The organism is Eubacterium sp. ER2 (assembly GCF_000765215.1).
Taxonomy (GTDB): Bacteria; Bacillota; Clostridia; order Lachnospirales; family Lachnospiraceae; genus Claveliimonas; species Claveliimonas intestinigallinarum.
This window is the reverse complement of the sequence record NZ_JPJE01000032.1, coordinates 138,243-160,142: the sequence shown is the minus strand read 5'-3', so window position 1 is coordinate 160,142 and position 21,900 is coordinate 138,243. Positions and strand designations below refer to the sequence as shown.

Annotated in this window: 18 protein-coding genes; 9 read left to right on the top strand and 9 right to left on the bottom strand. The window is 53.7% G+C overall.

Translation table 11 applies throughout. From position 1 onward, the window contains the following. Positions 1–211: 211 nt before the first annotated feature. Positions 212–532 (top strand): multidrug efflux SMR transporter, encoded by a 321-nt coding sequence (locus tag NI21_RS0112075; protein ID WP_033126436.1) that lies wholly within the window; start codon positions 212–214, stop codon positions 530–532. Here the strand turns inward: NI21_RS0112075 and NI21_RS0112070 are convergent. Next, a complete protein-coding gene (locus NI21_RS0112070; RefSeq protein ID WP_033126435.1) occupies positions 529–1,674 on the bottom strand; it encodes an MFS transporter in 1,146 nt (381 codons plus the stop codon). The two genes, NI21_RS0112075 and NI21_RS0112070, sit on opposite strands and share 4 nt — an antisense overlap. A 147-nt stretch (positions 1,675–1,821) precedes the next feature. Here NI21_RS0112070 and NI21_RS0112065 point away from each other — a divergent pair, with 147 nt between their 5' ends. The 3 genes from NI21_RS0112065 to NI21_RS0112055 all read left to right on the top strand — a co-directional run bounded on the left by NI21_RS0112065 (position 1,822) and on the right by NI21_RS0112055 (position 5,680). Then, entirely contained in the window at positions 1,822–2,364 is a 543-nt protein-coding gene (locus NI21_RS0112065; RefSeq protein WP_033126434.1) for an N-acetyltransferase, read from the top strand. A 56-nt stretch (positions 2,365–2,420) separates the two neighbouring features. Continuing rightward, entirely contained in the window at positions 2,421–3,290 is an 870-nt protein-coding gene (locus NI21_RS0112060) for an AraC family transcriptional regulator (protein WP_033126465.1), read from the top strand. 146 nt (positions 3,291–3,436) lie between these two features. Continuing rightward, a complete protein-coding gene (locus tag NI21_RS0112055; RefSeq protein WP_033126433.1) occupies positions 3,437–5,680 on the top strand; it encodes an alpha-galactosidase in 2,244 nt (747 codons plus the stop codon). Between the two features lie 243 nt (positions 5,681–5,923). Here NI21_RS0112055 and NI21_RS0112050 read toward each other — a convergent pair whose 3' ends face one another. The 5 genes from NI21_RS0112050 to NI21_RS0112030 all read right to left on the bottom strand — a co-directional run bounded on the left by NI21_RS0112050 (position 5,924) and on the right by NI21_RS0112030 (position 9,990). After that, positions 5,924–6,841: a hypothetical protein gene (locus tag NI21_RS0112050; protein WP_033126432.1), complete on the bottom strand. Its 918-nt coding sequence runs from the start codon at positions 6,839–6,841 to the stop codon at positions 5,924–5,926. A gap of 297 nt (positions 6,842–7,138) precedes the next feature. Beyond that, positions 7,139–7,804, bottom strand: a complete 666-nt coding sequence (locus NI21_RS0112045) for an FtsX-like permease family protein (RefSeq protein WP_147581194.1) — start codon at positions 7,802–7,804, stop codon at positions 7,139–7,141. Between the two features lie 4 nt (positions 7,805–7,808). After that, complete coding sequence (locus NI21_RS0112040) at positions 7,809–8,570, bottom strand: ABC transporter ATP-binding protein (protein ID WP_033126430.1); 762 nt, start codon at positions 8,568–8,570, stop codon at positions 7,809–7,811. A gap of 159 nt (positions 8,571–8,729) precedes the next feature. After that, positions 8,730–9,044: an AAA family ATPase gene (locus NI21_RS17085; RefSeq protein ID WP_033126429.1), complete on the bottom strand. Its 315-nt coding sequence runs from the start codon at positions 9,042–9,044 to the stop codon at positions 8,730–8,732. Between the two features lie 82 nt (positions 9,045–9,126). After that, a complete protein-coding gene (locus NI21_RS0112030; RefSeq protein ID WP_033126428.1) occupies positions 9,127–9,990 on the bottom strand; it encodes an AraC family transcriptional regulator in 864 nt (287 codons plus the stop codon). Positions 9,991–10,171: 181 nt separating this feature from the next. Here NI21_RS0112030 and NI21_RS0112025 point away from each other — a divergent pair, with 181 nt between their 5' ends. The 5 genes from NI21_RS0112025 (at position 10,172) to NI21_RS0112005 (ending at position 17,552) form a co-directional block, all read left to right on the top strand. Then, entirely contained in the window at positions 10,172–11,464 is a 1,293-nt protein-coding gene (locus NI21_RS0112025; RefSeq protein ID WP_033126427.1) for an ABC transporter substrate-binding protein, read from the top strand. A gap of 18 nt (positions 11,465–11,482) precedes the next feature. Continuing rightward, positions 11,483–12,349: a carbohydrate ABC transporter permease gene (locus NI21_RS0112020; RefSeq protein WP_033126426.1), complete on the top strand. Its 867-nt coding sequence runs from the start codon at positions 11,483–11,485 to the stop codon at positions 12,347–12,349. Further along, on the top strand, positions 12,349–13,200 hold the full coding sequence (locus NI21_RS0112015; protein WP_033126425.1) for a carbohydrate ABC transporter permease: 852 nt from the start codon (positions 12,349–12,351) through the stop codon (positions 13,198–13,200). Before NI21_RS0112020 ends, NI21_RS0112015 begins: the two co-directional genes overlap by 1 nt. Before the next feature lie 148 nt (positions 13,201–13,348). Continuing rightward, positions 13,349–15,532 carry an alpha-galactosidase gene (locus NI21_RS0112010; RefSeq protein ID WP_033126424.1) on the top strand — a complete coding sequence of 728 codons (2,184 nt, stop codon included), beginning with the start codon at positions 13,349–13,351 and terminating at the stop codon, positions 15,530–15,532. Positions 15,533–15,563: 31 nt separating this feature from the next. After that, positions 15,564–17,552 (top strand): alpha-amylase family protein, encoded by a 1,989-nt coding sequence (locus tag NI21_RS0112005; protein WP_147581193.1) that lies wholly within the window; start codon positions 15,564–15,566, stop codon positions 17,550–17,552. A 38-nt stretch (positions 17,553–17,590) separates the two neighbouring features. On the opposite strand, the gene NI21_RS0112000 is transcribed toward NI21_RS0112005, so the two are convergent. The 3 genes from NI21_RS0112000 to NI21_RS0111990 are packed head-to-tail and all read right to left on the bottom strand — an operon-like array spanning position 17,591 to position 21,812. Then, entirely contained in the window at positions 17,591–18,502 is a 912-nt protein-coding gene (locus tag NI21_RS0112000) for an AraC family transcriptional regulator (RefSeq protein ID WP_033126422.1), read from the bottom strand. A 41-nt stretch (positions 18,503–18,543) separates the two neighbouring features. After that, a complete protein-coding gene (locus NI21_RS0111995) occupies positions 18,544–19,761 on the bottom strand; it encodes a sugar MFS transporter (RefSeq protein ID WP_033126421.1) in 1,218 nt (405 codons plus the stop codon). Continuing rightward, positions 19,743–21,812: a TIM-barrel domain-containing protein gene (locus NI21_RS0111990; protein ID WP_033126420.1), complete on the bottom strand. Its 2,070-nt coding sequence runs from the start codon at positions 21,810–21,812 to the stop codon at positions 19,743–19,745. The genes NI21_RS0111995 and NI21_RS0111990 overlap by 19 nt, the downstream gene beginning before the upstream one ends. Positions 21,813–21,900 lie beyond the last annotated feature (88 nt).

Sequence of the window (21,900 nt, the reverse complement as noted above, 5' to 3'; positions counted from 1 at the left end):
CCTTGACTTTCCGGCCCGTGTATGGTAATTTTGAATGGCTGAAAAACGTTCCCTCTGGAGGGAACGGAGCGGACATAGAAACAGAATTTACGGAGATTTACCGCCGGGTAACGTCTTATTTATTCCAGTAGGCCTTAGTTGGAATAGATAGGGCGTTTTTTTCTGTGTCTGGCGGCAGCAAAGAAAAAGATTACATAGGAGGTATTTGATTATGGCATGGGTTTATCTTGTGATCGCAGGTCTGATGGAGGTGTTCTGGTCCACCTGCCTGAAGTTCTCTGAAGGGTTCACTGTGCTGAAATTTACAGTGCTGACCATTGTGGGAATGGTGATCAGCTTTCTCTTCCTTTCGCAGGCCACCAAGACGCTGCCCCTGGGCACGTCCTACGCCATCTGGACAGGCATCGGCGCCCTGGGGGCAGTGGCGGCGGGAGTCATTCTTTTCAAGGAGTCCGTCACCCCCGCCAGGTGTTTCTTTGTCCTTCTGCTCCTGGTGGGGATCATGGGTCTGAAGGCCACATCCGGACACTAGAAGAACCGCAGCAGGAGAAGGCCGGCCGCGCTGGCCGCTCCCGCGATGACGAGTGACAGCTCCTGGCCCGCAAGGTTCAGGAGGAAGGGGCACAGGATGGAGGCAAGGCCATAGCCGATCATGACCGCCCCGTAGTTTGTTCCCTGGTGGCGGGTGCCGAAGTGGTCCGACACCACGACTGGAAAGAGGCTCACCACGCCGCCGTACACCAGGCAGACGGCGGAGGCAAGGAGGGAAAAGAGGAGACCGGATGCCCGTGTGAGTCCGAGGACGGATATGGCGGACAGAAGATAGAGGGCAAAGAGCACCTTCCGGCGGCCGGTCCGGTCTGAGAGCCAGGGCAGGGCGAAGCGTCCGATGATGTTGGCCACGGAGGCGGCCATGACCGCTGCCAGAGCCTGGCCGGAGGTGAGGCCCCGCTCCATACCCAGGGACTTCATCACCGGGTTCACCAGCACGTAGGCCGGAACTGCCAGAGCCATGGTCAGGCTGATGACGTAGAAGGTCCTTGTGCGCATCATCTGGCCGGGGGTGTATTGCCTCCGGGACTGCTCCCGGATGTGGGGCGCCCTCTGCTTTGGCGGCTCTGTCACCAGGAGACCGCCCAGGCTCAGCACAGCGTAGATGGCGGTGACGCAGAGCATGGCGGTGCGGTAACCGAAGGAGGACAGGAGCCAGTCGCACAGCGGGTTCATGAGGATGCCGGAGATGCCCACCATGCCGATGGTGAGGCCGGAGACCATGCCCCGTCTCTCGGGGAACCAGGCCTGGGGCACGGCTGTCAGCATGCTGAAGGCGCACCCGGAGCCAAGGCCGCCCAGGGCTCCGTAGCCCAGGTCGATGAGCCAGGGCATGTGGAGGGGAGCCATGGCGGCCAGGAAGAAGCCGGCGCACATGACAAAGCTGCCCCAGAAGATAGTATTTCTGGCGCCGATCCGGTGCTGCAGATATCCGCCCAGCATGTTGCCGGCGGCAAAGATGCCGATGATGATGGTGAAGGGCTGGCTGGAGGCCGCTGTGGTGAGGCCGTACTCCTCCTTCACGCAGGGCTGAAAGACAGTCCATATATAGGGGTTCCCGTGGACGAAATTCACGATGGAGGCCACGGCGAGGATGAACCAGCGGTTCTTAAGGAGCTTCATCTCTTTTCTCCTTTCTCGCTTCAGATTGCGCTTTTGCACAATCATTATACCATGGACACAGAAAAGAAAGCGACGCGTCAGCTGGAAAATTTTTTGCTCCTGTGGTACACTTTTTTCAGGACAATCCGGATAGAAGGTGGTGCAAAAATGAAGATTGAGCAGGCTTCGATGGAAGATTTGGCGGAAATTATGTCCTTTTACAGCACAATGTGCGAAGTGCTGGGAGAAAAGGATTTTCTGCCCGATGGGAATAAGGGGGGCTTTCCTTCCCGGGACATGGTAGAGCGGGCTGTGGAAGACGGCTCCCAGTTTATCGGTATAGAGGATGAGAGGATCGTGGCGGCCTATATCATGGACCATGACTGCGACGAGGCCTACCACACTGTCCGTTGGCATATAAATGCCGCGGAAAATGAAGTGGTCATCCTTCACGCTCTGCGCGTCCTGCCGGACTACGGCGGAAGGGGTTTTTCCAAACAGCTTGTAAAGCACGCGATTGAGACTGCCAGGAGATGGGAACAGAAGGCCATACGCCTGGATTGCATCGTGGGAAATGACATACCTGTAAAAGTCTATCAATCTTTCGGGTTTGAGTATGTGGATACGGTCAGGATCACCTATGCGGATATAGGCGTTCCCATGGAGTTCAGGCTTTACGAGCTTGTCCTGCAAGGAAAGGGCGGAGAGTGAAAACAGATGATAAATCCCTCCTCCTGTGGTATAAATATCACAGGAGGATTTTTTTTATGGAAGACTATTCATATGTACTCCAGATGAAAAACAGAAAATTTTCGGACCTGTACCTGTGCTTCTGCGGCTATGCCAGGTGCCTGCCCCTCCACAGCTTTGGCCCGGCAGTCAGGCCCAACTATATCCTGCACTATATTTTGAAGGGGAAGGGCCGGTTCTCGGCCGGAAAGGAAGAACACCGCCTCCACGCGGGACAGGGCTTTCTCATTGAGCCGGAGGTGCAGACCTTCTACGAGGCGGATAAGGAGGATCCCTGGACCTACCTGTGGATCGGATTTGCGGGGGAGAAGGCGGGAGAGTACCTGCGGGATCTGGGGCTGAACAGCGGGCAGCTCATCTACCAGTGCGCCTGCGGGGAGGAGCTGGAGAGGATCGTTCTGGCCATGCTGGAGAACAAGAATTACACGGTGGCAAATGAGTACCTGCTGGAGGGGCTTCTCTACCAGTTCTTCTCCGTCCTGGCCCGGAATATGGAGATCGAGGCGGACCGGGGCGGGAAGGACGACAATCTCTACATCCGCAAGGCGGTGGAGTATATCCAGCACCACTATTCCTACCCGGTGCAGGTGGGGGAGATCGCCGCCTATGTGGGCATCAACAGGAGCTATCTCTACACCCTCTTCCGGGATCAGCTCGGCATGTCTCCCAAAGAGTACCTGACCAGCTTCCGCATTACGAGGGCAGCCCAGCTTCTGGAGATCACCGAGCTTTCCATAGAGAGCGTGGCCCTGTCCTGCGGCTATCAGGATACCCTGGGCTTTTCCAAGATCTTCAAGGCCAGACTGGGAATGACGCCATCGGCCTACAGGAAGCGGAACGCGGAGCAGCAGAGGAAGACGAGAGAGGAAAACAGGGGGCCTCTTTAAGGAGAATAAAAATCTAACATTTTGACTGTTTTTTGTAACTTATTGTCCTGTTCTGACAGAGGCCTTCTGTATATAATAGATGCATAGATCGAAACGAGAAACATGCATTTCGGAAATGTATTGCAAAAAAACAGGAGGCAGTCAGAATGAACATCATATGGAGAGAAGAGAGCAGGACATTTCACCTGTACAATGACCAGGTCAGCTATATCATGAAGGTGCTCCGGTGCGGACAGCTGGGACAGCTTTACTTTGGAAAGAGAGTGCATGACAGAGACGATTTTTCCTATCTTCTGGAAAATCTGCCCCGGCCTATGGCGTCCTGCACCTTTGAGGACAGCAAGGCCTACTCCCTGGAGCATATCAAGCAGGAGTACCCTTCCTACGGCACAGGGGACTACCGCTCCCCGGCGGTGGAGATCCTGCAGGAGAACGGCAGCAGGATCAGCGCCTTTGTCTATAAGAGCCACCGCATTTCAGACGGAAAACCATCTCTTGAGGGACTTCCGGCCACCTACACAGAGGATGACAGCGAGGCCCGGACGCTGACCGTGACCATGGAGGACGCCGTCACAGGGATGACGCTGGAGCTGTCCTATACCATCTTTGCGCAGGGGGGCATTATTGCGCGCAGCGCCAGATTTGTCAACAGGGGAGAGCAGCCTCTTCACCTGACGACAGCCATGAGCCTGTGCCTGGACCTGCCGGATCACGACTATGACTGGATGCAGTTCTCGGGGGCCTGGGCCAGGGAGCGGTATCCGAGAGTGCGCCGCCTGGAGGAGGGCATTCTGTCCGTGGGAAGCAGAAGAGGACACTCCTCCCATGAGCACAACCCTTTCATTATATTAAAGCGCCCTCAGGCGGATGAATTCCAGGGGGAAGCCATTGGATTCAGCCTTGTGTACAGCGGGAATTTCCTGGCCCAGGCGGAGGTCGGCTCCCACGACACGACGAGAGTTCTCATGGGCATCCACCCGGACGGCTTTGACTGGAAGCTGGAGCCGAAGGAGGCCTTCCAGACTCCGGAGGCGGTTATGGTGTACACAGACCGGGGGCTCAACGATCTGAGCCAGACCTTCCACAGACTCTACCAGAAGAGGCTGGCCAGAGGGTACTGGAGAGACAGGGAGCGCCCCATCCTCATCAACAACTGGGAGGCAACCTATTTCGACTTCACAGAGGGAAAGATACTGGAGATTGCAGGAAAGGCCAGAGAGTGCGGAGTGGAGATGTTCGTTCTGGACGACGGCTGGTTCGGAAAGCGGTGCAGCGATCGGGCCGGCCTGGGCGACTGGGTGGCCAATCGGGACAGGCTGCCCGGGGGCATTGCCGGTCTGGCACAGAAGATTGATGACATGGGCATGAAATTCGGTCTCTGGTTTGAGCCGGAGATGGTGAATAAGGATTCGGACCTCTACCGGGCCCATCCGGACTGGATCCTCCATGTGCCGGGACGCCCCTCCACCCACGGCAGATATCAGTATGTGCTGGATTTCTCCAGGAAAGAAGTGGTGGACTGCATTTACGGCATGATGGAAAAGATCCTGTCAGAGGCGAAGATTTCCTATATCAAGTGGGATATGAACCGGAGCATCACAGAATGCTACAGTCCCGCCCTCCCCGCAGACAGGCAGGGAGAGGTGTTCCACAGGTATATCCTGGGCGTGTATGACCTGTACGACAGGCTGACGCGGAAGTTCCCCTATGTGCTCTTTGAGTCCTGTGCCAGCGGCGGCGCCCGCTTTGACCCGGGCATGCTGTACTACGCGCCCCAGGCCTGGACAAGCGACGACACGGACGCGGTGGAGCGCCTGAAGATCCAGTACGGCACCTCCTACTGCTACCCTGTCAGCAGCATGGGAAGCCACGTGTCCACCTCCCCCAACCACCAGACAGGCAGGACTGCTCCCCTGCACACGAGAGCCAATGTGGCATGCTTTGGAACCTTTGGCTACGAGCTGGATCTGAACACCCTGACAGCTGAGGAGCAGGAGGCGGTGAAGGACCAGATCCGGTTCATGAAGGAGTACAGGCATCTCCTGCAGTTCGGTACCTTCTACCGCCTGCAGAGCCCCTTTGAGGGAAATGTGACTGCCTGGATGGCGGTCAGCAAGGATAAGAAGGAGGCCATCGCGGGCTGGTACAGAACCCTCTCCGGGGCCAACCTGGCCTACACAAGGCTGCCCCTCAGGGGGCTGGATCCGGAGGCCAGGTATGAGATCCAGGTGAGAAAAGAGACAGAGCAGCCCTTTGGCAGCTTTTACGGAGACGAACTGATGAACATTGGCCTGATCACCACGGACGGAACCGCCGGGGAGGTGACAGACCGGGAGAATGCTCCGCGGGATTTCGACTCCAGGCTGTTCATCCTGAAGGCGGAGGAATAAAAACGGGATTTGCACTTGCCAAGCAGAGGAAGAACAGGCGTATTTTGCCCGTGCGGATTTAATCACGGGCAGGATGCGCCTTTTGCTGTTAGCTGTGCTGACACTTGCGTTTGAAACAGCATATGCCTATCCAAATGACCTGTCGGCGCTGGGAAATAAAGATCTGTGGAAAAAACTATGCGGCGGACAGCTATGCGTGGGGAACCGGGCAACATAGAATACTGGCACTGTGACGGCTCCTTTTTATATTCCGGGGTTAAATTCGTATTTCGTTACTTTCCAGATTATCAAGACCTGTACAAGAAGCAAAATACAGGAAACAATCAGGCCACATATCAACCCTGCTTTACCATACTCATAGACAGAATTCACGCTATAACTATAAAATACCCCTATTAAAATGGCAGATAATACCGGGATTAAATAATAGCAGCCATTCTTCTTTGTCAATATGTTCCAAAATTCTTTGTCTGTAATGCCTACCCGATTTAAATTTAAAGCTATATGTTTTTCGTCATTTAATTCTGATTTCACTTTATAAAATATACTGATATTGGCCGCAGCAAAAAACATTGCATCCACAAAAAAGAGTAAGAAAGCCAGGACTTCTGAAGACTGCTGGGCAGTTTCATAGCTTTCAATTTTTGATGATAATGTGTATACATACTGATCTTCTTCAGATAAACTATTTTGTTTACTCATACTTTTCTGCAATTCTCTAATTGCTGTCCCTGATGTTTGCCAATCCCCAAACTGATACATAACTGCGGTTTCACACATGTATTCACTGGAATTTTCCTTAATCTTCATATAGTCCTGTTCATTTACAATAAGAGTCTTATCTGCCAGACTGCGACAGGAGTTCAGCAGTATTTTATTTTCTTGACCGTCTAATTCCAGATGAAGATCGCTACCATCTCTGCATTTTACGGATATCTTTTTTACTGGCTGCAGATCATGTTCATATCCATCGTTTTCATCATATTGGAACAATTGGATGAACTGCCCTGGGGCCACCTTGAACTCACAGCCGAATTTGTCATTGACCTCATTGGACGGCAGAATGTTAAAGCTTTCATTTCTCAAGAAATCCAATGTTTTTTCTTCAGTAACGTTTACCCCATACTTATCCAAAATCTGAGTCATTTCACTCTTTGCCATATTATTGACCTGTGTAGAACGCACATAGAAAAGGTCATAAGGTGAGTATGCGAGCGCAGTATCTGCAAAGCTCGGAAAGGTCACTGCGCAATGTGCTGAAAAGAATATAACAACAATAAATAGAAAAGCAGAAATAAAACTTATCAGTCTCCATGATTTTATATACTGGAGAACAAGTGACAGGCTTATTTTCCACTTGTTATTTCTGTTTTTATAAAAAGTACAGTCAAAATTTCTGAATACAATGCTTAAACCGATGAATGCGATTCCAACACTTAAAAACCACACATTTGTACTTCACAAATCATAATTATATATCATAATTGCAGCAGCCGATAAAATAACCGCCAAACCAATGATTAAAAACGCCGTGTTTCCCTTGCTTTTCCTTTCTTCCTTGTACCGTGCCTTAAAGAGATCCAACAACTGTGCATGTATAAGTTTGATAATATTCAAAAGCAGAATAATCGCAATCACTACAGCATACATTTTCCCTGAAGTCGTATAGGTGTCTATATGAAATTCCCATCCCATAGCGGACAATCCTATCACATTACGAAGGAAAAAGAAGAAAAAAACAGACAGGAGGGTACCCAGTACACTGGCACAGACAAAGCTGAGTACACCGATCACCAGGCACTCTGCCATCATGGTTCCGATTATTTCATATTCTGTCATTCCGAGTGTCATTAAAACAGCATATTCCTGTTTCCTGCTCTTAAAAAAAGCCTCATAAGTATATGGAATAAAAAGTATCATAAACAGTATAGTTAGAACCGTTGGTGCAAATACATTGCTAGAGATCATTGGATCAATTTTATTGCTGAACATGAAGGACTGATTCTGTCCGATTGATAAAAACGCCTGCAGAAAAGCTATGGTGAAACTATTACACAGTAAATATAACAGATAATTCTTACGATTAAACCAAACCATCTTTAAGAAAATACGAGCTTTTTCCATCAGATCATTCACCACCAATCTGTTTTAAAAAATCATAAATTTCTTCAAGAAAAACCTCTCTACTTTTTTTCCCTTTCTGCAATTCGGAAAATATGATACCATCTTTAAGCAAGATCACCTTATTACAGTAGGATGCCGCATAGGAATCATGGGTTACCATTACAAGTGTAATTTTAAATTGTTCATTTATATGGACCAGGTATTCCATCACATCTTTTGTTGATCTTGCATCCAGATTCCCCGTTGGTTCATCAGCCAGAATAATCCGTGGGGTATTGATCAATGCCCTTGCTATGGCTACCCGTTGCTTCTGACCACCGGAAATATCGGTTACGCTCTTATCTGCCAGATCGCTGATAGACAGAACATTCATTATTTTTTCAAATCTTTCTTCGCTGTTTTCTGTATTATTTTCCAAAATAAGCGGCAATAAAATATTATCTTTTACATTTAAGCTCTCTAAAAGGTTAAAATCCTGAAAGACCATACCTATATTATTTCTTCTGAAGATTGCCATTTGGGATTTCTTCATTCCTGTAATCTCTGTATGGTCGATCATAATACTCCCCTCATCAGCCTTATCAACTCCACATATCAGATTGATCAGCGTTGTTTTTCCGCAGCCGGAAGCTCCCATAACAGCTGCCATTTCTCCATGTGCAATAGAAAAACTCAATCCTTTGAGCACTTGCAGAGATTCTTCTTTATTAATCTGATATTTTTTCTTTAAGTTTTTTATTTTCAATAGCTTCTCATGCTCTTCCATGATGCATCCCCTCTTGCTGGATACTTTTGTCTATTTTCGATTGTACTATACTACCATTAGAAAGTTCAGTCAATTAAGCACACGAATCTTATCATTAAGCAAAGTGAATACCTGACGAAACGACTCGGAGCCGCCCTCACGGCGGCTCCTTTTGCTGACTTATATATCCTTCTCATCCAGCAGAAAGTCAATGATATTATAATGGACAATGCCATTCCTGCTCAGATCTACGATGTCGCTGCTGATCACATATTTCGGATAATTGTCATCGATATCGCAGTCAAAATCAATCCGGAAGGAAGGGATTACCGAGTGCCACTCTTTCACATGCTGGATTTCGTCAAAAAAGAGATATACTTTTCCATCCGCCTGCTCTGCCCGTTCCGTGACGTACTGATAGAAGTGATCTGCATCCTCCAGCTTTTTAAAATGCCGGGACTCAAAATTAATCTCTATGATATTTTCCTTTGGCACTCCACGTCCTTTGTTGATTTTGTCATTATTATACCGTATACTTTTATTATAATCAACTTATTGTCTGCTTATACAAAGACAATTACACGTCCTTTTCCGGATTTCCCTGCTGCTCGTACCGCCAGGCTCTGGGGGAGACCCCGTACACATTCTTAAAGGCTCTGGAGAAATGGAGCTGGTTTGGATAGCCTACCGCGTTCCCCACGTCCGCGATGGACAGGGAGGTCATCTTCAGCAGCTCCCCGGCCTTGGACATGCGGTAGGAGATGAGGAACTCCTGGGGAGATTTCCCCACTGTGTCGTGGAAGATCTTTCCGAAGTAGCTCCGGTTTAGGTTGCAGAAGGCGGCGATGTCCTCCACAGAGATGTCGTTCTGGAAGTTCTGCTCAATAAATGCCATGGCCTCCCGGATGTAGAAGTCCCGCATCCGGTTCCCCTGGCTCTGGAGGGGGGAGGAGTTGGACTTGTTCAGGTAGTCCAGGAACAGATACAGGTGCCCGATCAGGTGGAAGGGGGACTCCTGGGAGTGGTTGGCGATGTAGACCATCTCCTCCATCATCTGCCGGGCCAGATCCTTGTGCCTGGGCCGGTATACGGGAGAGTTGACGGAGAAGCCGGAGGCCTCGATCAGCTCCTTGGCCTTCAGGCCGTCGAACTCCAGCCAGGTGTATTCCCAGGGCAGCTCATTGTCCGCTATGTAGGTGCAGATCTGGTGGGGGAAGATCATAAAGCCCTGGCCGCTCTTGATGTTGTAGGTGATAGACTCCTTTTTGGAGTTGTGGGCTGTCAGCGTCCCGGTCCCGGAGATCACGTAGTGAAACAGGTAGTGGTTCCTGGCGGCGGGACCGAAGGAGTGAGCCGGGTCGCACTGCTCCCAGCCGTACTGGTACAGGCCCAGATCAATGAAATTTTCACTCGGAAAAATAGAATACAGAATATTGCTCATGACAGTACCTCCCGTGTTTTAAATATTATATATCAAAATGCTAGATGACATCAACATATAGATTGAAAACAAGTATTGTGGCATAAAACAAAAAAAACAGCGATATTTATAGACGCATAATGATATGTTAAAATATAGCTACCGTAAAAAGCAAGGCCAAAAAAAGAAAGGAGATATGAAAATGAGAGGAAAAAGTGCAAGGTACCTCAGTGCGGCGCTGGTCATTGTCATGACCGGCGGGCTGATGCTGTCGGGCTGCTCGGGAAAAAGCGAATCAAGCGGAAAGACCGAGATCGAGATCCTTCAGTACAAGCCGGAAGCAGCCACCTACTTTGACCAGGTGGAAGAACAGTTCAATGCCACTCACGATGACATCCATCTGACCATTGACTCGCCCAACGATGCGTCTACGATACTGAGGACAAGATTTATCAGGGAGGATTACCCGGATATCATCGGTATCGGCGGTGACATCAACTACTCCTACTACGTGGATGCGGAGATCCTGGCTGATGTGTCTGACTATGAGGGGATGGAGAATATCAAGGACTCTTACATCGACATTGCGGAAGGGCTGGAGTTCGTCCCCACAGACGGCACCTTCATTGTACCTTATGTGGCAAACGCAGCCGGTATCCTTTACAACAGGGATATGTTTGAGGAGCACGGCTGGGAGATCCCCACAAACTGGGGAGAGCTGATGAGTCTTTGTGAGGAGATCCAGGCGGAGGGCATTCTTCCCTTCTACTTTGGCTTCCGCGACACATGGACTTGTCTGGCGCCCTGGAACGGCATCGCCGTTGACCTGGCTCCGGCAGATCTGTGCAAGCAGGTCAACAGAGGAGAGGCAAACTTTACAGAGGGCTACAAGGAGGCGGCAGAGAAGTATCTCCAACTCATCTCCTACGGGCCTGAGGACCCCATTGCATACGGATACAATGATGCATGTACGGCTTTCGCCAGAGGCGAGTCTGCCATGTACCCCATCGGAAGCTATGCGGTTCCACAGATCCTCTCCGTGAATCCGGAGATGAACATTGATTCCTTTGTGATGCCGGCCAGCGACAATACAGAAGACAACACGCTAAACTCCGGTATCGACCTGGGCTTCTGCGTGACAGCAGAGTGTGAGAACAAAGAGGCGGCTTACGAGGTTCTTGACTTCCTTCTGGAGGATGAGAACATCCAGGCCTACATCGATGACCAGAACGCGGTTCCCTGCAAGGAGGGAGACTTTGAGCTGGCTCCTATGCTGGACGGCATGAGCGAGTACATAGAGACCGGCAACATGACAGACTACCAGGATCACTACTATCCGTCCGAGATGGCGGTGGATGCGCAGCTCCAGACCTTTGTCATCAACAAAGACGTGGACGCGTTCCTGGAGAAGTTTGACAGTGACTGGCTGCGCTACAACCGCGACATCATCCGTACAGTGGAAGAGTACGAGGAAGAGCACGGCAGCATCGAGTAGGAAAGGAGTGGGGATAGAATGAAAAATGAAAGAAAACGGACATTCCTGTTGATAACGATACCGATTCTGGCGTTGTTTGTCTGCTTCAACACCGTACCGCTGATCCGGGGCGTTATCTACAGTTTTACAAACTTTAAGGGATTTGGAACTTACGACTGGGTAGGTCTGAGAAACTATATTGACCTGTTCCAGGATCCCAGGGTGGGCGGTTCCTACCTGTTCACCTTCAAGCTGGCCATCTGCGCCACTATCGTGACCAACGTGATCAGTCTGATCCTGGCCCTGGGCCTGAACAGCAAGATCCGCGCCAAAGGATTTTTCCGGGCGGCCTATTTCCTTCCAAACGTGCTTGGCGCCCTGGTAGTGGGCTACGTGTTCCAGTACCTGTTTACCTACATCCTTCCGGCGCTGGGAGAGATGATGGGCAGCGAAGGTCTCAGCCAGAGCATGCTGTCTAATGAGAAGACTGCCTGGATCGCCATTATGGTGGTCTGCTGCTGGCAGAACATTGCCATGAACACCATTATCTATATCTCCGGACTTCAGACCGTGCCGGAGGACGTGTACGAGGCGGGTTCCCTGGACGGAGCTACAGGCTGGAAGCAGTTCAAACATCTGACCTTCCCGCTGATCATCCCGTTCTTTACCATCAACATGGTGCTGTGCGTGAAGAACTTCCTCATGGTGTTCGACCAGATCATGGCCATGACAAAGGGCGGCCCTGCACAGAGCACAGAGTCCATCTCATACCTCATTTACAATAACGGTATGTCAGGCGGACAGTTCGGCTTCCAGAGTGCTAATGCCGTAATCTTCTTCATCGTGATCGTGGCCATCTCCGCGGCTCAGATGAGCATCTCCAGCAGGAAGGAGGAGCAGTTATAATGAATAACAAAAAAGTAGTAGATAAAGTAAAGACAAACTGGCCGGTCATGGTCCTTCTGATCCTGGGCCTGAGCACCATCGTGTTCCCGCTCTATATGGCTGTCGTGATCGCTTTCAAACAGCCGTCTGAGATGACCAACAGCATCTCCGGCATCCTGTCCCTCCCGTCAAAGTGGAGTCTGGACAACTTTACCCAGGCCATGGAGGTCACAGATTTCTGGAGATCCCTGGGAAACAGTGTGCTGATCACCGTGGTGACCGTTGTGCTGTGTATCGTGCTCCACTCCCTGCTGGGATACGCCATTGGCCGCAACAGGGCTCACAGCAAGTTCTATAAACTTGTGTATCTCTTTGTAGTGAGCGGTATGTTCGTTCCGTTTGCTATCCTGATGATGCCTCTGGCAAAACAGACGGCAGAGATGGGACTTGCAAATTGGGCTGGCGTTATCATCCTGTATGTGGTATTCTATATGCCGATGAATGTACTGCTGTACTCCGGATACCTGGTGAACATCCCCATTGCCCTTGAGGAGGCTGCCAGAGTGGACGGCGCAAGCACATGGCGCACATACTGGAAGGTTATCTTCCCGATTATGAAGCCCATGCATGCGACAGTTGCTATTATTACAGCTCTGGCTGTTTGGAACGATGTTATGACACCCCTTGTTATCATGTCCGGAACAGGGCAGAACACGCTGCCTCTGGCACAGCTTAACTTCCAGACACAGTTCGGAACAAACTACAATCTCGCCTTTGCATCCTATCTGCTGGCACTGATCCCGATCCTGATCTTCTATGTGATCTGCCAGAAGCATATCATCAACGGCGTTGTAAATGGAGCTGTAAAATAATAAATACGTTCAGATGTATATTACTGCATCTGCCGGAGAGAGCGGGTGTGTGCGCCGGAGAGGCGCATAGGCCCGCTCTTTCAATTGAGTTATGTATTTGGTACATGCGTCAGTTTGAAAGAACATTTACAGAGCAGGAGAGAAAAAGATGAGCATTATTTACGATGAAAAGCAGAAGACGATTTCACTGCATACGAAGAACACGACTTACCAGATGCAGATTGACAGATATGGCTTTTTGCTGCACCTGTATTATGGGAGATACGCTGAGGGATGTATGGATTACCTGCTGACCTACTACGACAGAGGATTTTCCGGCAATCCATACGAGGCGGGGACGGACAAGACCTACTCCATGGATTCTCTGCCCCAGGAGTTCCCCTCCCTGGGCACCGGGGACTACCGGACGCCGGCCTGCATCATCAAAAATACGGACCGCACCTACTGCAGTGATTTCCGCTATGTGACCCACACCATCCGGGAGGGCAAGTATTCCCTCCCCGGCCTGCCTGCCGTGTACGCGGACGACAGTGAGGCCCAGACGCTGGAGGTGGTCCTGGAGGATCCGGTGACAGGGGTGCTGGCGGTGCTGCTCTACGGCGTGCTGCCCGAGTACGATGTGATCACCAGGAGCGTGAAGATCGTGAATGCCAGCAAGGGCTATATTTCTGTGAAAAAGCTGGCCCCGGCCTGTCTGGATCTCGTGGGAGGAGATTATGACTTCCTCACCTTCTACGGGCGCCACGCCATGGAGAGAAACTGCCAGAGGATGCCTGTGGGACACGGCACTTCAAAGATCGGAAGTCTCAGGGGAACCTCCAGCCACCAGTACAATCCGGCTGTCATCCTGGCGGAGCACGACGCCACTGAGGATGCGGGAAGCTGCTACGGCATGGCCTTTGTCTACAGCGGCGGCTTCCAGAGCGAGGCGGGCAAGGACCAGTACTCCCAGACCAGACTGCTCATGGGCTTCAGCGAGGAGCAGTTCGCCTACCCCTTAAATCCTGGGGAGGATCTCCAGTCCCCGGAGGTGATCATGACCTACTCGGGAGAGGGACTGGCAAAGCTGTCACAGAATTTCCACCGCTGCATCCGCACACACCTGTGCAGAGGGAAATATAAGGAGACAGTGAGGCCCATCCTCATCAACAGCTGGGAGGCGTCCTACTTTGACTTCACAGGGGAGAGTCTTCTTGCTCTGGCCCGGCAGGCGGCGGACTTAGGGATCGAGATGTTCGTCCTGGACGACGGCTGGTTCGGCAACAGGGACAGCGACCTGCGGGGACTGGGAGACTGGAAGGTCAACGAGAAGAAGCTGGGCTGCAGTCTGGGCGAGCTGATCACAAAGATCAACGGCATGGGCATGAAGTTCGGCATCTGGATCGAGCCGGAGATGGTCAATGAGGACAGCGAACTGTACCGGGAGCATCCGGACTGGGCCTTTGTCATACCGGGACGGCGGCCTAACCGCTCCAGATACCAGCTTGTCCTGGATTTCTCCAGAAAAGAAGTGGTGGACTACATTTATGAGCAGATCTGCGCTGTCCTGGATCAGGGCAATGTGGAATATATCAAGTGGGATATGAACCGGAGCCTTGCGGATATCTACTCCGCCACAGCAGACAGCCAGGGGCGGGTGCTTCACGACTATGTGCTGGGGCTCTATGATTTCCTGGAGAGGCTGGTGAACCGGTATCCCAATATTCTGATCGAGGGCTGCAGCGGCGGCGGTGGACGCTTTGACGCCGGCATGCTCTACTACACGCCCCAGATCTGGTGCAGCGACAACACGGATCCCATCGACCGGCTGGAGATCCAGTACGGAACCTCCTTCATCTATCCGGCCTCCTCTGTGGGAGCCCACGTGTCCGCGTCGCCCAACCACCAGACAAGGAGGGTGACCTCCATGAAGACGAGGGGCATGGTGGCCATGGCCGGCACCTTCGGCTACGAGCTGAACCTAAACGAGCTGGGCGAGGAGGAGAAGGACGAGATCCGGCGTCAGATCGCGGAGTACAAGAAGTATGCGGCTCTCGTGCAGCGAGGCACCTACTATCGGCTCACCAATCCCCAGACCGACAACCAGGGGGCCTGGGAGTTCGTGTCCGAGGACCAGAGGGAAGCCCTTGTGCAGGTGGTGGGCATCAAGAAGCACGCCAACATGACCGTGGACTACATCAAAGTGAAGGGCCTGAAGGAAAATACCATGTACCGGGATACGGAGACAGGCAGGCTGTACAACAGCACGGCCCTGCGTGAGGCGGGCGTGCCCAAACCGGTGCTGGAAGGAGAGTACCAGGCCTACCAGTGGCATTTTGTATGTGAAGACTAATCCAAATCATTGTAAACGGGGGATGAGACAGATGGCAGGAACAACGAAGAAGCAAAGCGTGGCGGCGAAGAAGACAACCGCGGCGGAAAAGAAGACAACCGCGGCAGCAAAGAAGACAACTGCGGCGGCGAAGAAGCCGGCAGCTAAGACAAGGGAGACGGCGGCCCAGAAGAGAGAGCGGGAGAAACGGGAGCAGTCCGACCGCGTTTTCGCAAAGCGGCTGGGACGCCACCACGATGAGCTGCGGTGGCTGTACATGGAGCTGTACGGCAATGATGATATGTTTGCCGAGCTCTGCGATCAGATGAAATGGTACTATGACCAGAGAAATGACAAGCTGAAAAAGCTGGACGCCCAGAGAGAGGCGGAAGGCGAGTGGTACCGGAAGAGAGACATGCTTGGCATGATGATGTACATTGACAATTTCGCCGGGAATATCAAGGGTGTGCAGGAGAAGCTTCCCTATCTGGAGAAGTGCAATGTGAACTACGTGCACCTGATGCCCTTCCTGGACTCTCCCAAGGGGCGGTCCGACGGCGGCTACGCTGTGGCCGATTTCCGGAAGGTGAAGCCGGAGCTGGGAACTATGGAGGACCTGTCAGAGCTGGCGGAGAAATGCCATGAGAAGGGAATCAGCCTGTGCATGGATTTTGTCATGAACCACACCTCCGAGGACCACGAGTGGGCCAGGAGAGCCCGCCAGGGGGACGGCGAGTACATGAGCCGCTACTTCTTCTACGCGGATCCGGCGATCCCCAGGGAGTACGAAAAGACCGTGCCCCAGGTATTCCCCACCACGGCTCCCGGCAACTTCACCTATCTGCCGGAGATGGGACACTATGTGATGACCACCTTCTATCCCTACCAGTGGGATCTGAACTACAGCAACCCGAGGGTGTTCAATGAGATGATGTACAACTTCCTCTACCTGGCCAACCAGGGAATGGATATTATCCGTATCGACGCGGTGCCCTATATCTGGAAGCAGCTGGGGACCAACTGCCGGAACCTGCCCCAGGTGCACACCATCGTCCGCATGATGCGCATGATCGGCGAGATCGTGTGCCCGGGCATTGTGCTTTTGGGCGAGGTGGTCATGGAGCCCAAGGAGGTGGCGCCCTACTTTGGCACAGTGGAGAAGCCGGAGTGCCACATGCTCTACAACGTGACCACCATGGCCACTACCTGGCACACTGTGGCCACGAGGGACATCCGCCTGCTCCGGAAGCAGATGGACGTGGTCTGCTCTCTTCCGAGAGAGTACACCTTCCTCAACTATCTGCGGTGCCACGACGACATCGGCTGGGGCCTGGACTATGCCTCCCTGAAGGAGTGGGGCCTGGAGGAAGTCTCCCACAAGAAGTACCTGAACGACTATTTCCAGGGCAAGACCCCGGGAAGCGTCAGCAGAGGCGAGCTCTACAATGAGGATCCGGTGACCGGGGACGCCAGGTTCTGCGCCACCACCGCCTCCATGTGCGGCGTGGAGAGCGCGGGCTTTGAGCAGAATGAGGAGAAGATGGACTGGGCCATCCGCAAGGATCTCATGCTCCACGCCTACATGTTCACGCAGTCCGGCATCCCCATGCTCTACAGCGGGGACGAGATCGGCCAGGTGAACGACTACACCTACAAGGATGACCCGGACAAGGCACCTGACTCCCGGTACATCCACAGAGGAAAATTCTGCTGGGAGCTGACAGAGCACATTAAGGATAAAGACAGCGTGCAGGGCCGGATCTTTAACGGGCTGGAAGAGCTGGAGCGGATCCGCAGGAAAGAGGCCGTGTTTGACGCGGACGCGGAGGTGTACACGAAGGACTACAGCGATCAGTCCATCCTGTGGATCGTCCGCAGATCCGAAGGGGAGGAGCTCCACGCTGTGTTCAACTTCAGCGACCAGGGGCGCACTATCTGGATGCCGGAGAAAGCGCGGTACACGAACCTCGTGACAGGCGTCACCAGGGAAGTGGAGACAGTGGAGCTGTCCGGCTGGGATTTTGTTTGGATGAAGAGATAAAAAAATAGGGGAAGGCAGACAAGAAGAGTCCGCAGCGTCTATGGCTGACGCTGCGGACTCTTTTCCGCATGGGCGGACTTCGCGTACTCCCTGGGAGTGCAGCCCATGAATTTTCGGAACAGCTTCGTGTAGTAGGAGGGGCTGGAGAACCCGCACTGCATGGAGATGTCTGTGATGCTGTCTTTTCCCTGGGCCAGAAGAGGGATGCTCTGCCGGATGCGGTAGTGGAGGAGGTAGTCGAAGAGGGGCTGATTCATATTTCGCTTGAACAGGCGGCAGCACTCGCTCTTGCACATGTTGACACAGCCGGAGATGTCTTCCAGGGAAATGTGCTCCATATAGTGCTCGTGGATAAAGGTGACGATCCGGCGCAGCCGCTCCAGCTCCCGCACGTCCCCGGAGGAGGGGCGGGTCTCCAGATCCAGGTGGTCAAAGAGCAGGATCCAGATCTGGTAGAGCTCTGTCAGAAGACGCAGCTCGTAGGAGCGGGGCGGATCCTGCCAGAGCCGGCGGATGGCGGTCAGGTGGGAGAGGACCTCCCTCTCCCAGGGCACATCCGGGAAGAAGGAGGCAGAGGGGAGAAGCGGGTTCTCAGTCACGGGCTGGACGTACTTGGTCTGCAGGAGGCTGGCCTCGTAGCCGTACAGAAGGGAGGGGTTGACTGTGACGGACAGATAGGAGCAGTCCCGGCTGTTTGCGTGGCGCCCCGCGTGCAGCATGTTGGCATTGCAGAAGATCCCGTCCCCCTCCTTTAAATGATAGGTGTGGTCATTGATCTGGTACAGGATCTCCCCCTTCAGGATCAGGGTAAACTCGATCTCAGGATGCCAGTGGCAGGCAAAGCTTCCCATCTCGTAGGCGTCCAGCCGCTCCGGGCTGACAAGCACGGGGAAGGAGTAATCTCCGTGGGATTTGAGCTCTCGTCCGTCGTTCCGCAGTGCGATCTGCATAGTTTCTCTCCTCCTGTTTTCTTACACATTTTTTCAGATTCTTACCGATTATTCGCAGTCTTTTTCAGCAGCCTCTCGTGCATCACAAACATCAGCACAAGGATGACCAGCAGATAGAATGGAAAGAGAGAGATGCTGATGTGGTTCGCGATCAGGCCAAACAGAGGAGGCATGAGGCAGGTGCCCACGTAGGCGGAGGCCATCTGCACGCCGATGACTGCCTGGGACCTGTCTGCTCCGAAGTGGGACGGCGTGGAGTGGATGACACAGGGGTACACAGGGGCGCACCCGAGACCAATGATGATCAGGCCGGGAAGGGATGTGCCGCCGCCCAGAGGCAGGAGGATGATCAGCACGCCCGCCAGGATCAGCCCCAGCCCCAGGCGGATCATCTGGGTGTCGTTGAAACGCATGGTGAGAAAGCCGCTGACGCCTCTCCCGATGGTGATGCCGATGAAGAAGAGGCTGGCGCAGAAGGCGGCGGTCTCAGAGGGGATCCCCTCGTGCAGGGTCAGGTAGCTGGAGGCCCACAGGCCGGCTGTCTGCTCCAGGGCGCAGTAGCAGAAGAAGGTCACCATCACCTCTCTGGCGCCGGGAATGGAGAGGATCTGCTTCAGGGACAGGGGCTTTTTCGGCTGCCGCGCGGTCTCCTTTTCCGGAGCCGGGGTGTCCGCCGCAGGACTTTTGCCTGCCTCCGCTCCGGAGATAGAGCGCCTGTCCTTCCAGAGGGGCAGGCTGATGAGCAGAATAGCTGTGAGCGCCACCTGGAGGATGCCCACGTACCGATAGCCGGTATTCCAGGAGGCTCCTCCGGAGAGGACAAGGCCCATGATGTAGGGACCGGCGGAGGCGCCCACGCCCCACATGCAGTGGAGCCAGCTCATGTGCCAGCTGGTGTAGTGGAGAGCCACATAGTTGTTGAGGGCCGCGTCCACGCTGCCGGCTCCCAGGCCGTAGGGAATGGCCCACAGGCACAGAAGGATGAAGGAGTGGCTGAAGGAAAAGCCAAAGAGGGCAGCCGCTGTCATGGCCACGCTGATGGCTGTCACCCGTCCCGGCCCCAGGCGCAGGGTCAGCCGGTCGCTCTGCAGGCTGGACACGATGGTGCCCGCCGCGATGATCATGGAGATGATGCCGGCGTAGGACACCGGCACCTGGAATTCCTGGTACATGGAGGGCCAGGCGGACCCCAGCAGTCCGTCGGGAAGGCCCAGGCTTATAAAGGCAAGGTATATGATAGCTAAGAGCAGATGAAACATGTTGTGACAGTCCTTTCTGTTGATCCCTCATATCTTACCTCACCGTCGGCAGACACGTCAATAGTGGACAGGTGGGCGGGATTTTCGTAGTCTTTTCCGTAGCCGTCGTCATCGTAGAGCGTGTAGCGGCATGTGCCCGCCGGGTAGGCGATGAGCTGCAGGCGGGAGGCGTCCAGCTTCTCCACGTTCCTGGCTGTCTGTGCCAGGGGCAGCAGGTGTCCTCTGCGGACAAAGAAGATGAGCTCATTTTCAGCCACAGGCACGTAGTGGTGTCCGGCGCCCATTTTCTCACAGCGGAAATCGTCCGGTCCGGAGGTGGTCACGCAGAGCATGTCTTCCGGCAGGTATACGTAGCGGCCGGCGGCGTTCTGCTGGCAGACGGGAGCCAGCATGAGGCTCTCCCCGAGGAGGAGCTGATCCTCCACCTGGGCTGCGTGTGGGTCCTCCGGGTAGGCGAAGGAGAGAGGCAAAAAGAGCATCTCATCTCCCAGGGCCGCCTTCATGTACTCGCTGTACAGGTAGGGCAGCAGGCAGTAGCGGAGCTTGATGATCCGGCCCAGAGCCTCTGCGTTGGAGAAGCGGTAGGCCTCCTGCATCCTTGTGCCCATAGCGGAGTGGTTCCGCATGAGTGGGGTGAAGATGCCGAACTGAAGCCAGCGCATGACCAGGTCCTCCGTGGTGTCCGCGCCGAAGCCTGCCAGGTCCGCTCCCGTGTAGAGGAAGCCACACATGCTCAGGGAGGGCATCATCTTTACGTTCATGAGCAGGTGGGACCACCAGGACAGATTGTCTCCCTGCCAGATGCCGCCGTAGCGGTGCATGCCGATGTAGGAGGAGCGGGAGAACATCAGGATGCGCTTGTCCGGCTCCAGCTCCTCAAAGGCCTCCCCGGCGGCCCGGGTCATGTTGTAGCCGTAGAGGTTGTGGACCTTGTCGTGGCGGATCCTTGGGAGGCCGTTTCCGGGTTCGTGGTAGAAGCTCTGGTAATCCTCCGGGTTGTTGGCCAGGGTGTTCACAAGACCCAGCAGATGGTTGTTCTTATCCAGGTCCAGGTTCTGGCCCTTCATGGAGGCCACCTCGTCAAACACCTTATTTAAGCGCTTCTCAGAATAGAAGATGGCGGGCTCGTTCATGTCGTTCCAGAAGCCGTCAATGCCCTGGTCCAGGAGGAACCTGTATTTCAGGCCGAACCATCTCCTGGCGGCCGGGTTCAGCATGTCCGGGAAATGGGCCCGCCCCGGCCACACGGCTCCCACGAAGTCGGTGCCGTCCTCCTCCTTGCAGAAGTAGCCCTTCTCCACGCCCTCCTCATAGACGGAGTAGCCCTCCTCGATCTTCACGCCGGCGTCGATGATGGGGACAAGATGGATGCCCTCCTTTTTCATATCCGCGGCTAGGCCGGGGAGATCCGGGAATTTTTCCGCGGACACGGTGAAGTCCTCATACCGCTCCATGTAGTCGATATCCATGTAGATGGCGTCCAGGGGGATGCCGGCCTCCTTATATTTCGCGGCCACCTCCCGCACATCCGCCTCGTTCCTGTAGCCCCAGCGGCTCTGGCCGTAGCCGAAGGCCCACTTGGGAGGAATGTAGCTTCTGCCGATCATCTGACGGAAGGTGTGGACGATGGAGAGGAAGCGCCTATCCTCCTTCTCGATGACATAGATGTCCAGATCCCAGTCCGTGGGCGTGATGCGCAGCGTATCCTTCTGGGTGTAGCCGATGTCAAAGGTCAGGTATCCGGGATAGTCGATGAAAAGGCCGAAGGGGTGGGATCCCCCGATCATCAGGAAATTGTGTGCCCCGTAGAGGGAGTGGGTGGTCTCCAGGTGGTGGGGGTCATCGGAGCAGTTGCTGGTGTAGCTCCAGCCCCTCTTGTTGATACCTCTCACCTGCTCGCCCAGACCGTACACGGGAGCACCCTCCTCCATGGTGAGGACCAGGCTGTCGCCCTCTCTGGTGAAATAGGGGAGAGCCCCCTCGGACGCGGGGATCTCTTTTACGACTGCCTCCGTGGGGAAGGGGTTTCCAAAGGTATATTTGCGGATCATATGCTTTTTCTCCTTTCGGTTCGATTTGTAATATGCTACTATTATATAAGTGAAAAGCAGGATTTACTTGCATATTCCTAGCAGTTTT

Excerpts from the sequence above, each read along its gene's own strand:
- NI21_RS0112075 (WP_033126436.1), top strand. The coding sequence starts at position 212 with ATGGCATGGGTTTATCTTGTGATCGCAGGTCTGATGGAGGTGTTCTGG.
- NI21_RS0112070 (WP_033126435.1), bottom strand. The coding sequence starts at position 1,674 with ATGAAGCTCCTTAAGAACCGCTGGTTCATCCTCGCCGTGGCCTCCATC.
- NI21_RS0112065 (WP_033126434.1), top strand. The coding sequence starts at position 1,822 with ATGAAGATTGAGCAGGCTTCGATGGAAGATTTGGCGGAAATTATGTCC.
- NI21_RS0112060 (WP_033126465.1), top strand. The coding sequence starts at position 2,421 with ATGGAAGACTATTCATATGTACTCCAGATGAAAAACAGAAAATTTTCG.
- NI21_RS0112055 (WP_033126433.1), top strand. The coding sequence starts at position 3,437 with ATGAACATCATATGGAGAGAAGAGAGCAGGACATTTCACCTGTACAAT.
- NI21_RS0112050 (WP_033126432.1), bottom strand. The coding sequence starts at position 6,841 with ATGGCAAAGAGTGAAATGACTCAGATTTTGGATAAGTATGGGGTAAAC.
- NI21_RS0112045 (WP_147581194.1), bottom strand. The coding sequence starts at position 7,804 with ATGGAAAAAGCTCGTATTTTCTTAAAGATGGTTTGGTTTAATCGTAAG.
- NI21_RS0112040 (WP_033126430.1), bottom strand. The coding sequence starts at position 8,570 with ATGGAAGAGCATGAGAAGCTATTGAAAATAAAAAACTTAAAGAAAAAA.
- NI21_RS0112030 (WP_033126428.1), bottom strand. The coding sequence starts at position 9,990 with ATGAGCAATATTCTGTATTCTATTTTTCCGAGTGAAAATTTCATTGAT.
- NI21_RS0112025 (WP_033126427.1), top strand. The coding sequence starts at position 10,172 with ATGAGAGGAAAAAGTGCAAGGTACCTCAGTGCGGCGCTGGTCATTGTC.
- NI21_RS0112020 (WP_033126426.1), top strand. The coding sequence starts at position 11,483 with ATGAAAAATGAAAGAAAACGGACATTCCTGTTGATAACGATACCGATT.
- NI21_RS0112015 (WP_033126425.1), top strand. The coding sequence starts at position 12,349 with ATGAATAACAAAAAAGTAGTAGATAAAGTAAAGACAAACTGGCCGGTC.
- NI21_RS0112010 (WP_033126424.1), top strand. The coding sequence starts at position 13,349 with ATGAGCATTATTTACGATGAAAAGCAGAAGACGATTTCACTGCATACG.
- NI21_RS0112005 (WP_147581193.1), top strand. The coding sequence starts at position 15,564 with ATGGCAGGAACAACGAAGAAGCAAAGCGTGGCGGCGAAGAAGACAACC.
- NI21_RS0112000 (WP_033126422.1), bottom strand. The coding sequence starts at position 18,502 with ATGCAGATCGCACTGCGGAACGACGGACGAGAGCTCAAATCCCACGGA.
- NI21_RS0111995 (WP_033126421.1), bottom strand. The coding sequence starts at position 19,761 with ATGTTTCATCTGCTCTTAGCTATCATATACCTTGCCTTTATAAGCCTG.
- NI21_RS0111990 (WP_033126420.1), bottom strand. The coding sequence starts at position 21,812 with ATGATCCGCAAATATACCTTTGGAAACCCCTTCCCCACGGAGGCAGTC.